Raw genomic sequence first — 12,623 nt, 5'->3', positions numbered from 1 at the left:
TTGGTATATTCATCTTATTCATTCTAATTATGCCTACTGAAAGGGGTATTCACATGCAGCAGAAGGTCATTGAGATTATTGCAGAAATCAAGGAGGAGCCGGGCCTGCTTCAGACGCTGAGCGGAGCTTCCGATCTGACGCTGGACGCCGCACTTGATTCGCTGCAAATCATCAATTTTATTCTGAGAGTCGAGGACGAATTCAATGTAGAAGTAGATTTCGATACCTTTGATCTTGAACATTTGAAATCCGTTGACCGGTTCTCGGCTTATGTGGCCGGGCTTGCCGTACAATGAAGAACGCTGTGCACTGCGGCAGTCTGGAATCGGAACGGTACTGGCGGGAGGAGGACCTGGCTTCCCTGCCGGCCATTCCTGATGCGAAGGCACTGGGGATCGTACAGGCCATGGATGAAATGCTGTTTGCCTTCTGCGGAAACGGCGATATTCTTCTAACCCGCCATGGGATGGACCAGGCTCAATATGACTATCTGCAATCGCTTGGCTACTCTTTCCGGACCAATCTCCATCCAATGACCCTGGGAGCAGAGGAACCCGGTACAGGACTGGACGAACTGAATGTATTTGAACTGCTGGGCAGGTTGAACCCTGGACCGGAGCTAAGCGGGTTAATTCCGCCAGGATCGCTGCTTGAACCCTTTGCTGTGCTTCCCGGAACGTATGAGGCCGTAAGGCGGTACAAGCTTCTGCCCGTTCTCCCGGATGAAGAGACTGTACGCGCAGTCAACACCAAAACCTACTCTGCGGCCATGCGGGACAGGCTGCAGCTGCCGAATATTGCTCATGTGGTCCGTAGTATGGAGGAGCTGCTGCAATCGGGAGCAGCGCTGCTTGAGAAGGGGGCCTTTCTGATCAAGGACGAGTACGGGGTATCCGGCAAAGGCAATCAGCTCGTAGACTCTGAGCGGATGCTGCGGAGAATGGCCGGGTATCTGGAGTCCAGCCGGAACCAGGGGAAAAGAATCCGGTTTGTCCTCGAGCCCTTGCTGGACCGGGAGACAGACTTCTCCTGCCAATTTCATATTGACTCCGAAGGCCGGATCTCCATATTGTCCGTTCAGCAACTGGTGAACCAGGGCTTTGCCTTCGGGGAGTCCCATTCTCCCGGGCCGTCTCTGCTTGAGAAGCTGGACCGGGAAGGATACTGGGAGACCATGCACAGCATAGGACGCGAGCTGTATGCCGACGGTTATTACGGTGATGTGTGCGTAGACTCCATGGTGCTGCGCGACGGAAGCCTGGAGCCGCTGGTAGAGATCAACGCCCGCAAGTCGATGAGCCTGATTAAGCATCATGTGGACCGCCGTCTGAAGCAGGAGGGGAGGCACACCTGTCTGGTACAGGTACCCCTGGCCGCTATGGGCAAGGTTCATTATGCGGAACTGCTGCAGCGGATGGAGGAGAACGGCAGCTTATTTACACTGGACCAGGGCGAAGGGGTGATTCCCTTGACCTCATCGGCACTCCAGCCGCTTGACCCGTCCCGCGCTACCGGTTCCACTAAGGGCAAGCTGTATGCAGCACTCGCCTACCGGAATGAGGACAGCAAACGTTGGCTCACCCGCACGCTGGATGAATCTCTTTTGCGCACCGGTTACACAATACTGCGATAAAGAAAGGAACCCTCCCATGAATAACACCGTGACTATTCTATGCTCCGGGTTTGGACTGGGCTTCTATGTCCCCGGCCTGCTGATGGAACGGAAATTCACAGTCCTTGGCATCCAGGCGGAGATTGAAGTCTTTGAGAGCCTAATGCCTGACAGCAAAAAAAAGCGGACGGACGACAGCCGCAAAGCGTACCAGCAGAGCTTTGCCGTAGCCTTGACCTCACAGAAAATACCCTCCGATATCCGCAGCAGCCTGGATCCCGCCGCCGTTGAACGCTTGTTCCGGCAATGGAAGCAGGAGCAAAGACAGCATTTCATCGTATTGTCCGGGCACTGGGTCCATGTGATGGACAGGTACCGCGAGATTGCCGGGATGCCTGTGTATGCGGATTTGCTGTATATTGATGCCGACCTGTCGCCATCCTGGAAGAATCTGCGCAAGCTGAACCCCGGTTACGCGGAAGGCTACCGTGAAGTGAGCATGTATGATCCCGCGGCACGTGAGATCCTGTACAGCATTGATGCCGAGCCTGCGGAACCGCTGCCCGCTGCGGCCAGGAACGGGAGGCTGGTGGTTCATGGCGGAGGCTGGGGTATCGGAACCTTCCGCGAGAAGTTCGATGCCCTGGAGTCGGCAGGCTATGAACTGGACATCGCCGCTTACAGCGTTCAGGAGATTGGACAGGCCGTCCGCGGGCGGCGTTATTATATGAATGACCCGCAGTGGCGGACCTGGAAGCGTGATGATAGCGGACGTTATACCTTCCCGCCATTTGCCGAGGTAACCGGCACAGGAGCAGGGAGCTTCCCGCCCTGCCGTAACTATCAGGACGGGATGTACGGAGTGATCCGGCAGGCATCCGCCGTGATCAGCAAGCCGGGAGGCGGCGCATTGATTGATTCACTTGCTTCGGGTACCCCGCTGGTGCTGCTGGACCCCTTTGGCCCGCATGAGAAGATCAACAGTGATCTGTGGGTGGAGCTTGGTTACGGCATCCGTTACGGGGATTGGGCCGGAAGCGGCTATGATTATGATGAATTGCGCAAGCTGTCGGACAACCTCCGGTCGGCCAGAGGCCAATATCCGGATTATACGTCAAGTTATGCGGAGCTATTATCCGCAGCGGAAGGGAGACGCTAATGCAGCCAACCAGTAAAGTGAACCTTGATGCCAAGTCCTTCGAGGCCTTGAAGCGTACCATTAAGAACGTCGTAGTTCCGCACAGAGAGCGCAAGCTGGACCCCGGCTTCAAAACTGTCATGCCGGAGATTATGTCCCTGAAGCTGACCAACCGCTGTAATCTCCGCTGCAAGCATTGCTATCAGTGGAATGAATCCGGCTACCATCATGATATGGACGCCGACGAGCAGAACCTGGATATGGATCTGGGTATGATTCAGCGGCTGCTGGAGGAGACAGATGAAGCCCAGTCCCGTCTGTACTTGTGGGGGGGCGAGCCGCTGTTCCACCGGAATGCCAAGGAGATTCTGGAGCTGCTGAGAGAGCATCCCCGGGATACCACGATCTGCACCAACGCCTATATGATTCCTAAGTTTGAAGAGGAGCTGTGCGCCATCTCCGATAATCTGGAGCTGCTGATCCCCATTGAGGGGTTCGAGGAAGAGCATGATTTCCTGCGCGGCAAAGGGTCCTTTAATAAGGTGGTCAAGAGTGTTGAACGGCTGCTGGAGCTGCGTGAGCAAGGCCGCTTCCGCGGCCGGATCTCGGTGCACAATGTGATTAATGACAACATGATTGGGCGGTTGTATGAGCTGGTGGAGTTTTTTGAACAAAAGGGTGTGGATCTGGTCCTGCTCTGCTTCCCGTGGTATATCTCTGAGGAAACGAGTTTTGCGATGGACCGCTTCTACGATGAGCACTTTCAGTGGCTGGCGGAGCTTCCGCCGGATCACCGGAGCAGCTGGCATGCCTTCAAATACCACATCAAGCCGGAGAACATCTCCAGGCTGACCGAAGACCTGAGACGGATCAACAGCAACACCTGGCATAATACCCGGATTCGTTACCAGCCGGGGCTTGATTTTGATGAAATCGAGGATTTTGTAGCCGGTAAGCCGATGAAATCCCGCAGTACGTCCAAATGTCTCGCGCTCAGCACCCGGGTGGATATTGCACCGAATGGCATGGTGAGTGCCTGCAAATTTTTTGGCGAGCTGGCCATTGGTAATGTGAAGGAGTACTCGCTGACAGAAATATGGAACTCTGCGCGCTACGACAGGCTGCGGCGGATTCTGGATGAAGGGCTGTCACCGGCCTGCTCCAAATGCAATGTGCTGTATCTGAACACCTATGCTGCGCTGACACATGTATGAAGACTGAGGGGGAACAGCCTGTCTACAAGCTAGGTATCCTGGGTGCTTCGAGCATTGCCGTACCTGCCATGCTGGAGCCTGCGCGGGCTATCGAGAAGATCAGCATTACCGCAATCGCCAACCGGACCGCTTATAAAGCGGCAGCAATGGCGGAAGCTTACCAGATTCCTTATGTGGCAGGCAGTCTGGATGAACTGCTGGAGCTTGGCGATCTGGACGGGGTATATATTGCGCTCAGCAATGAGCTTCATGCAGAATGGGCCATCCGGGCGTTGCAGGCGGGGAAGCATGTGTTGGTGGAGAAGCCGATTTGCCTGCATCCCGAAGAAGCGGAGCGGCTACGGCTGGTGAAGCAAAGCTATGCTGATCTGAAGCTCGCCGAAGGTCTGATGATTGCCTTCCACCCTTGGCAGCAGGCGCTGAAATCCATCGTGGACTCGGGAGAATTCGGCGCTCTACACCGGATCAGTACAAGAATCTCTGTACCCGCGAAGAACAGACATGCCGGGAATTACCGCAGTGTGCAGGCTAAGGGCGGAGGGGCTTTTGCCGATCTGGGCTGTTATTGGCTGCAATTCGTGCAGACCCTTGCCGGGCTCCAGCCCAGCAGGATTAGGGCGCAGTCGGCTTTCGATGGCCCGGATGGCTGCGATTGGACCTTTCAGGCGGCGCTGGACTATGAGAACGGCCTGAAGGCCGAGTGCCTCACTTCCTTCGAGCTGCCTTTCCGGGCATGTCATACGCTGTATTTCGATCAGACAGTCCTGACAGTCCCGGATTTCTTCCGTCCGGTCAAAGGCTTCTACAAAATCAAAATCCGGCACGATCTCCCGGACAACCGCAGCACCCTGTGCGAATTCGAGCCGATGAACTATTATGTGAGCCAGCTTGAAGCTTTTGCGGAGATGATGAGCGGGCAACGGGCGGACAACCTGGAAGCTTCTTGGGAAAGGGTGCGCCTGCAAGCCCTGATCCTGGCCGAGGCGCGGCAGCAACGGGTCTATGAAGCCAATTATCTCTAAGAGGTCAAAGGGTCAAAATGTAAAAACAGCGACTTCCCTTCATTGGAGGTTCGCTGTTTTATTATGGCTGTATGATTAAAGAACACCCGTGCAATTCCCCGCACGGGTGTCCTACTGTAGTGAAATATAGGTTGATCTATAAATCTTCAGATAAAGGAGGGAGCAGCGGAGGAGATTTTGGAACTGTAGGAGCGTAGACGTCCGCCTGAAAGCTTTCCGCAGGAAAGCTCACTTCGGAAGCATCATCAGTTTCCGGATTTCCACCGCATAACAGCGGCATAAATCAAGAAATCTGGAAACAACAGCGGCCGGAAGTCCAAAATCTCCGCAGTGGCGACTACTCCTTTGATCTGTGCATTTAGGCTCAACTTATATGAATCCTTATTTGCTGGTCCACAACGCCACACGGTCCTGCACATATTTGGTGTAGCCTGCTTCCATCTTTTTAACGCCGGCTTTCTCCAGATCGGCCATATAATCATCCCAGATTTTATCGAATTCAGCCGGTTTGGCCAGAATGGCCTGCGGGATGCGCTTCCACGTAATATCCTTCATTTTATTTCCCAGAATGGAGACTTCATCCTCGCCGGGGATCGCAATGTTCCAGGCTGCGCCGTATGCTTTTTCCTTGAATTCCTCTTCTTTGGGGAACAGGTCCTTCCAGGTCGTGGCTTTGTAAGCCGCCAGCGTTTCTTTCTCAACATCGCTATAGCCCAGCACGAGCTGCTCAGGGAAGTTCTTGGTGTAGTAGTTGCCTGTAGCATCCTTGGCTCCGTCGCCGTAGTGAACCATCATGTTCCAGTAGAAGCCAATGCCTGTTTCCTTGGTGAAGGCGGTATTGTCATTGTTGATGCGGTCCTGAACTTCGGCGGGCACCACCCGTTTGCCGTTCTCCACTTTGTAGTGTTTGCCTTCAATACCCCAGTTGTTCAGGATCTGTCCCTCGTCGGAGGCCAGGTAATCCAGGAACTTGATCGTACGGACCGGATCAGGATTGGTGGAGGAGATCGAGATTCCATAGCCGCCCATGAAGCCGGTAGGCCAGAAGCTGGTTTCTTTGTATTCTTCGGTTAAGGTGACAGGGTAGTGTCCGTAGGTCTGCTCGAATTTGCCCGCAGTCTTCAGAGCCTGCTGCGCGTCATTGTAGTCCCAGTCCTGGTCGATCAGGCCGAGTACGCGCCCTGTTGCTACCTTGGCTTTGTACTGGTCGTATTTCTGTACGAAGCTCTCCTTGTCGAGCAGGCCGATATCGTTCATGTGGTTCAGCCAGCGGAAGTATTCCTTCTCCTCCGGGCGGCGGAAGTGATAGATCGCTTCGTGAGTCTCCTGATCAATGAAATATTCACCGTCATCGGAGCCGCCTGTTGTCGCCACCGCAGGGTTGGTTACAGAAATGTACATATGCCAGTCGTCTGCGTTCAGGGATACGCCGATGTTTTTGTTGCCGTTCTCATCGGTAGGGTGCTTCTCCAGATAGGCCTTAATGACGTTCTCATAATCCTTGACCGTCTTGATCTCCGGGTACCCGGCTTCCTTCACTACCCGGTGCTGCAGCTCGAAGCCGCCGCCGGCCACGAATTTCTTCTCATCCACGGCTGCCCAGGTCGGGATGGCATAGATCGACTGGTCTTCATTGGTGTATTTGGCCCGGGCCAGATTCTCGCCCAGCACCCGCTTGATGTTGGGGGCATGCTTGTCGATCAGCTCGGTCAAGTCAATGACGGCACCGGCATCGACCAGCTTGCCGATATCGCCTTTGGCCGAAATAATATCGGGATATTCACCGCCGGCTGCAATCAGCGCAATCTTCTGCTGCGGATCACCGACAGCGAATTCGGCATCGAGGGTAACGCCTGTTTTTTGCGTAATGACGGTGCTGACCTCATCCTTCATGTTGTTCCAGTTCGGATTGGGGTCTTCCGCGAAGAAGGACAGAGTCAGGGGGCTTAAGTCTTCGGCTGCCTCCGTAGCCTCTGCCGTTGCCGTAGCGTTGCCGCTGTTCGTGGCTTTGGCACCGGTATTCTCAGCCGTATTCTTGTTGTTATTGTTGCCCCCGCCGCAGCCTGCCAGCACACTGAGCAGCAAGGTCAGAACCATCAGCACCACATACGGTTTCGCTGTCTTTCTTGTCATGAATAGAAACCCTCCCTTTGTCTGGTGAGAACATATTGTATACAGGCCGGGGCCTGAGGATACCGCTGATTAAGGCGCACTAGCTTTTGACCGAACCCAGCGTCATGCCTTTGACGAAATAGCGCTGCAGGAACGGATATACAATCAGAATAGGTACGGTGACGACGATGGTAATGGCCATTTTGACGGATTCAGGGGAGATCTGGGCCATCACTTCGGTCATATTCCGCCCGCGGAAATTATCCGCGTTGGTGGTGGTGCTCTGAATGACCTTCATCAGCTCGAACTGCAGAGTGGTCAGGGAGTCCTTCGAGCCGTTATACAGGTAGGTATCAATCCACGCATTCCACTGGCCGACCGCCAGGAACAGGGCGATGGTCGCCAGCGCAGGCTTGGTTAGCGGCAGAATGACACGCCAGTAGATAGTGAAGTCATTGGCTCCGTCCAGCTTGGCGGATTCCTGCAAGGCATACGGCAGACCGTCGATGAAGGAACGGATGACGAACACGTTGAAGGCGCTGACCAGACCCGGCAGGACATACACGCTGAAGGTGCCCATCATATGCAGATCCTTAATCAGGATGTAGAAGGGGATCAGACCTCCCGATACGTACATCGTCAAGGCCAGGAAGGTGGAGACGAACCTGCGGGCCTGGAAGTCCACGCGGCTTAAGGTGAAGGCCAGCATGGAGGCGCTGATGAGTCCGAGCAGCGTCCCGATCAGGGTGCGCAGGACGGATATTTTGAACCCGGTAATCAGTCCCGAGAAGGCGAAGATCGTCTCATAGTTCTTGAAGGTGAACACCCGGGGATAGATCGTGATCCCGCCCTTGATGCTGTCCGTAGAGTCATTGAAGGAAATCGCCAGCACATTCAGAAAAGGGTACAGCGTGGCAACGGTCACCACAGTAATCGCAAGATAGACAACCAAATCGAAGATGCGGTCCGACCAGGATGCGGCGGCCAGTTTTTTGATTCGCATAAGGGCCTCCTATATGATGCTTTCCTTGGTTATTTTTTTGAAGATGCCATTGGCGGTAAAGAGCAGAATCACACTCACCACGGAGTTGAAAATATTAATGGCCGTTCCGAAAGAGAACCGTCCCATGCCAAGCCCGTAATTCAGCGCATACAGATCGAGGGTCTGCGAATAGTCACGCACCAGATTGTTGCCGAGCAGGAACTGCTTCTCGAACCCGATGCTGATGAGATGGCCGATGGAGATAATGAGCAGGATGACAATGGTCGCCCGGATGCCCGGCAGTGTAATGTTGCGTACCTGCTGCAGCCGGCTGGCCCCGTCTACCCTGGCGGCTTCGTACAGCTCCGGTCCGATCCCCGAGATGGCGGCGAGATAGATAATGGTGTTCCAGCCGGTCTCTTTCCAGACATCCGATGCGGTAACAATCCCCCAGAACAGGTTGCCCTTCGCCATAAACTGGATCGGTTCACTGATTATATTAAGGCCCATCAGCAGGTCATTCACAGCCCCGTTGTCGGTGGAGAGCATCTTGGTAATGATCCCGGCGGCAACCACCCAGGACACAAAGTGCGGCAGATAAGAGACCGTCTGCACAAAGCGCTTCAGCACCTGCAGTCTAACCTCGTTCAACAGAATAGCGAAGACGATAGGAATGATGAATCCCGCCAGCAGTCCCATAATGCTCATCGCGAGGGTATTGCGCAGGGCATTGAAGAATTGCTCATCCTGGAACAGCTCCCGGAAGTACTGGAGGCCAACCCATTTTTGCTCGAAAAAGGATTTGCCCGGCTTATACTTCTGGAAGGCCATCATCCACCCCCATAACGGCAGATAGCTGAAAACAAACGCCCAGAGCACAAAAGGGACAGCCATCATATAGAGATATTTCTGCTGCCGGAACTTCGCCCAGAAGCGTGTAGCTGGGGTTCCCGGCTTCGGCTTCGTCATGGTGGTAATCGCTTTCATTTATGTCCCTCCTTCGATATAGCTTTATCATAATCTCCCGGCAGGCCAGGGAACACCCGAAGATTTAAGTGTAAAAACAGGGGGGAATCAGTTGTTTTCGTAAGCGCTTTCTGAAAGGTCGTTTTCATGCTCCGTGTCTTTTCTCCGGTAAGCGGAGGGAGAGATTCCTGCTATTTTTTTGAACTTCTCACGAAAATAATCGACATCGCTGAACCCGACCTTGCTGGCCGCCTGATGGATTTTGGAGCCTTGATCCAGCAGCTCCTTGGCCTTCTCTATACGGATGGTATCCAGATAAGTGTTGAAGGAGCAGCCCATGCTGTTCTTGAACAGCTTGCCAAGGTAGGCACTGCTGTAGGCGAATACATCTGCCAGAGTCTCCAGCTTCAGGTTCTCATCATAATGCCGGTGGATCAGATCGACCATCCGCTTCATCAGCACATCCATATCGTCGCGGGTAATCCCGGCTGCATATTGCTCCAGCAGACCAGAGATATAACGCTGGAGCTGGGGGAGAGAGGTATGTCTGTAGATTTGCTGGATTTGTCCGTCCATCCGGGTCTGGGCAAGGCCCAGCTCCTTATAATGAACAGAGAGCTTGCCCGATATTGAAGTGACTGCCCGGACATAGTAGGATTTCACCGCCATCTCGGACCATCCGGCAGCCGTCATGAGGCCGCCTGCTTCCTGAATCAGGGAAGGGATCACACTCAGGTTACCGGTATCCATGGCGAAATACAGCCGGTCCATCACCGGGGCCAAGCGGTTCTCCGTATCCTGGGGATTCGCAGGCGGCCCCAGCTTCAGCTTCAGAGAATCCGGGCCGATCATCCCCGGCTCATCATAGAAGAAATGCTCCTTCATCCGGGCCAGCGCCGACTGATGGGAGACCGGGAGCCCGCCTAGAGTATCCACCCTGTCCCCGGCGGTGATGATACACTCCAGCCCCTCTGCGGCAGCGGCTTCACGGATATGCTGGGCCATTAATTTGCTTACAAGCTCCTTCTGATAAGAGGGCTGAAGCAGTACGCCGAGATAAGAATCCAGTGAGAATACAATGCCCCAGTTGTTCTCCTCGAAGCTTACGGCAAGCCTGGACTTGACGCTGCTGGAAGGCCCGTTGTCCGCATGATCCTGCAGCAGCAGCCGGATCAGGACAACCTGATAGGAATCCCAGAGCAGCCCCGATTGCTGAGCTGACTCCATCAGAGCGGGTGCGGGCTGCACGCTGCTCTCCATCAGCAGGGATTGGGCGAGCATCTCCCGGTTCCAGACCTTAACGGCAGCATGATTCTTGCGGTCTGTAGTCCGCGCGTCCAGTATGCCGGACAGGTTGGTGAGATACACCTGCAGTTCATCTTCGTCCACCGGCTTAAGCAGATAGTTGTCGATATTGTAGGATAGCGCACGCTTGGCATAGCTGAAGTCGGCGTAGCCGCTCAGGATGAGGATATGCAGATCCGCCTGATCCTCCCGCAGCTCCCCGATCAATTCCAGACCGTCCTTGCCGGGCATACGGATATCCACAATCATCAGATCCGGGGAGTACAGCTCGACCTTATGCCTGGCTTCAATCGCGTTAGCCGCCGTATCGACCACCCGGTAGCCCAGGCTCTCCCAGTCCAGCAGAGTGACGAGTCCTTCACGGATAGATAATTCATCATCAACAATTAACACACTATACATAGGAATCACTCCTTAAAGGGATGGCGAAGCTAATCTGTGTGCCGTATCCGCTCTGGCTGGCCAGAATCAGCCCGCATTCCGGGCCGTAGGTCAGCTTCAGCCGCAGATGAATGTTGCGCATTCCAATGCTGTGGGACTCATAGTCATCCTTGTTGTCCAGCATCTCGCGGAGTTCATCAAGCCGCGCGTCGGAGATGCCGACTCCGTTATCCGATACCTGAACCTTCAGCAGATCATCCTCCACCCGGATATCGACCCTGACCATTCCGCCGTCCATCCGGTCCTCCAGACCATGAATGACACAGTTCTCCACTAGCGGCTGGATAATCAGCGGCGGAATCCGGACCCCGTTCGCTGCCGGATCTACATACAATTCGTAGGCGAGCCGGTCATTGTAGCGGAATTTCTGGATCACCAGATAGCAATTGACGGTCTCCAGCTCACTTTGCAGGGTGATCCTGCCGCCGGCGACCTCTAAGTTTTTGCGCATCATCTTGCCCAGCAGCCGGACAACCTGTGCAATATCGGTCTGGCCGCGGGTGTGGGCCTTCATGCGGATGGATTCCAGGGCATTGAACAGGAAGTGGGGGTTGATCTGGCTGGCCATCATTTTGAATTTGATCTCATTCTGCTTCAGCTCGATGGCATTCTTCTGCCGGTTGGACTCCTGCACCTCACTCATCAGGTCGTTGATATTGCGCACCATATGATTGAATTGCCGGGCCAGCTGGCCGATCTCATCTTTGCCGTCGATCACAAGCCTTGCTGCCAGATTCCCGGAGGCGACCTTAGAGATATGCTTGCTTAAGTGCAGCATCCGTCCGGTGAGCAGCCGGGAGAAGTAGTAGATTAGGATGATTGCGAGAAAGAGGGAGGAGAGGATGACGGATGAGGCCAGGGAGATAATCCGGTTGGGCTCGCCCACAATATCCTCTACCGAGAATATCGAGATAATCCGCAGGCTGTTCAGGCTCCCTCCGGGATGCCAGTCATCAATCAGCATTTTGGAGGGCTTGCCGTCAATCGTTATGTCCGCCAGTCCATGTCCGGTAAGGGAGGACAGCGGCTGGAGGTTGATGTCGCCCAGTGTCTTGCCAAGCGTATCCGCACGGTTGGAGGCGACGATGTTGTCATTCTCATCGACAATAATCGTCTCGAAGGTCTCCTGGTTCAGGATACTGTTAAGCTGGTTCGAGTTGACATTCACGATCAGTACGCCGGTGGTCCGCTGCTTCAGGAAATCCACCTTGCGGATCAGGCTGAGATAATACTGCCCGTTGCGGTTGTCGCGGATATAATTCCAGAAGACCAGTCCTTTCTGGGCGAGGGCAAGTTGGTACCAGGGCTCCTGTGTGACGGACGGATCAGCCTGGAGGAACTCCCAGTTATTCAGCACCGTCGGGTTGTCGATGTACAGCCGGATGCTGGAGATTTCTTTGTACAGGCGGACAAAATCCCGGAAGTCGGGATAATCCCAATAGGCCTGCACCACATCATAGACCGATTCATAACGGTGGTTCGCGGCCTCCTCCAGCCGGCTGTCATTGGACAGACGGTAAGCGATGTCCAGCGGAACGTTCAGCATCTCGCCGGTTCTTTTTTTCACCCGGTCGACGTTGGCCGTAATCTGCTTCAGCGCATTGTTCATCGCCATATTCCGCAGCTCACTGGTCAGGAACACCCCCACAATTAACACCGGAACCAGGACGACGCAGCCGAATGAGAGGAAAAGCTTGGTCCGCAGCTTCAGGTTGTTCATCAAGGTGATGATACGCGTATACACGAATAGAATACCCTCCGCATATGATTTTGTGATAACGCTTACAGTAGAGTATACCGTGAGAACTACTGCTAATAAATGTAACTCATT

The 12,623-nt window shown here is 54.4% G+C and carries 10 protein-coding genes; 5 read left to right on the top strand and 5 right to left on the bottom strand.

Annotated elements, in window-relative coordinates; all coding sequences use genetic code 11:
* Positions 1-53: 53 nt before the first annotated feature.
* From KDC22_RS22460 to KDC22_RS22440, 5 genes are read left to right on the top strand one after another with little or no spacing between them, the layout of a single operon-like run.
* Positions 54-296, top strand: a complete 243-nt coding sequence (locus KDC22_RS22460) for an acyl carrier protein (RefSeq protein ID WP_173129918.1) — start codon at positions 54-56, stop codon at positions 294-296.
* Positions 293-1,633, top strand: a complete 1,341-nt coding sequence (locus tag KDC22_RS22455; protein WP_211720369.1) for an ATP-grasp domain-containing protein — start codon at positions 293-295, stop codon at positions 1,631-1,633. Before KDC22_RS22460 ends, KDC22_RS22455 begins: the two co-directional genes overlap by 4 nt.
* A 16-nt stretch (positions 1,634-1,649) precedes the next feature.
* A complete protein-coding gene (locus KDC22_RS22450; RefSeq protein WP_211720368.1) occupies positions 1,650-2,771 on the top strand; it encodes a UDP-glucuronosyltransferase in 1,122 nt (373 codons plus the stop codon).
* A complete protein-coding gene (locus KDC22_RS22445; protein WP_173129910.1) occupies positions 2,771-3,964 on the top strand; it encodes a radical SAM/SPASM domain-containing protein in 1,194 nt (397 codons plus the stop codon). Before KDC22_RS22450 ends, KDC22_RS22445 begins: the two co-directional genes overlap by 1 nt.
* Positions 3,961-4,986, top strand: coding sequence for a Gfo/Idh/MocA family protein (locus tag KDC22_RS22440; RefSeq protein ID WP_211720367.1), 1,026 nt, complete (start codon positions 3,961-3,963; stop codon positions 4,984-4,986). The genes KDC22_RS22445 and KDC22_RS22440 overlap by 4 nt, the downstream gene beginning before the upstream one ends.
* Positions 4,987-5,367: 381 nt before the next feature.
* On the opposite strand, the gene KDC22_RS22435 is transcribed toward KDC22_RS22440, so the two are convergent.
* The 5 genes from KDC22_RS22435 to KDC22_RS22415 all read right to left on the bottom strand — a co-directional run bounded on the left by KDC22_RS22435 (position 5,368) and on the right by KDC22_RS22415 (position 12,536).
* The gene (locus KDC22_RS22435; protein WP_173129905.1) at positions 5,368-7,119 is read right to left on the bottom strand and encodes an ABC transporter substrate-binding protein; all 1,752 of its coding nucleotides are present in this window, start codon (positions 7,117-7,119) and stop codon (positions 5,368-5,370) included.
* Positions 7,120-7,198: 79 nt separating this feature from the next.
* Positions 7,199-8,101, bottom strand: a complete 903-nt coding sequence (locus KDC22_RS22430; protein ID WP_173129902.1) for a carbohydrate ABC transporter permease — start codon at positions 8,099-8,101, stop codon at positions 7,199-7,201.
* Positions 8,102-8,110: 9 nt separating this feature from the next.
* Positions 8,111-9,067, bottom strand: a complete 957-nt coding sequence (locus KDC22_RS22425; RefSeq protein WP_173129899.1) for an ABC transporter permease — start codon at positions 9,065-9,067, stop codon at positions 8,111-8,113.
* A gap of 87 nt (positions 9,068-9,154) precedes the next feature.
* Positions 9,155-10,753, bottom strand: a complete 1,599-nt coding sequence (locus KDC22_RS22420; RefSeq protein WP_211720366.1) for a response regulator transcription factor — start codon at positions 10,751-10,753, stop codon at positions 9,155-9,157.
* Positions 10,746-12,536 carry a sensor histidine kinase gene (locus KDC22_RS22415; protein ID WP_211720365.1) on the bottom strand — a complete coding sequence of 597 codons (1,791 nt, stop codon included), beginning with the start codon at positions 12,534-12,536 and terminating at the stop codon, positions 10,746-10,748. The genes KDC22_RS22420 and KDC22_RS22415 overlap by 8 nt, the downstream gene beginning before the upstream one ends.
* Positions 12,537-12,623: the final 87 nt, after the last annotated feature.

Source organism: Paenibacillus tritici, assembly GCF_018207515.1.
Classification (GTDB): Bacteria; Bacillota; Bacilli; order Paenibacillales; family Paenibacillaceae; genus Paenibacillus_AQ; species Paenibacillus_AQ tritici.
Note: the sequence above shows the minus strand (reverse complement) of the source record. Positions and strands in the feature narration are given on the sequence as shown.

What these genes read in the sequence shown, in the direction of transcription:
- KDC22_RS22420 (WP_211720366.1), bottom strand. Translation starts at nt 10,753, where the DNA reads ATGTATAGTGTGTTAATTGTTGATGATGAATTATCTATCCGTGAAGGA.
- KDC22_RS22440 (WP_211720367.1), top strand. Translation starts at nt 3,961, where the DNA reads ATGAAGACTGAGGGGGAACAGCCTGTCTACAAGCTAGGTATCCTGGGT.
- KDC22_RS22445 (WP_173129910.1), top strand. Translation starts at nt 2,771, where the DNA reads ATGCAGCCAACCAGTAAAGTGAACCTTGATGCCAAGTCCTTCGAGGCC.
- KDC22_RS22455 (WP_211720369.1), top strand. Translation starts at nt 293, where the DNA reads ATGAAGAACGCTGTGCACTGCGGCAGTCTGGAATCGGAACGGTACTGG.
- KDC22_RS22460 (WP_173129918.1), top strand. Translation starts at nt 54, where the DNA reads ATGCAGCAGAAGGTCATTGAGATTATTGCAGAAATCAAGGAGGAGCCG.
- KDC22_RS22435 (WP_173129905.1), bottom strand. Translation starts at nt 7,119, where the DNA reads ATGACAAGAAAGACAGCGAAACCGTATGTGGTGCTGATGGTTCTGACC.
- KDC22_RS22425 (WP_173129899.1), bottom strand. Translation starts at nt 9,067, where the DNA reads ATGAAAGCGATTACCACCATGACGAAGCCGAAGCCGGGAACCCCAGCT.
- KDC22_RS22450 (WP_211720368.1), top strand. Translation starts at nt 1,650, where the DNA reads ATGAATAACACCGTGACTATTCTATGCTCCGGGTTTGGACTGGGCTTC.
- KDC22_RS22430 (WP_173129902.1), bottom strand. Translation starts at nt 8,101, where the DNA reads ATGCGAATCAAAAAACTGGCCGCCGCATCCTGGTCGGACCGCATCTTC.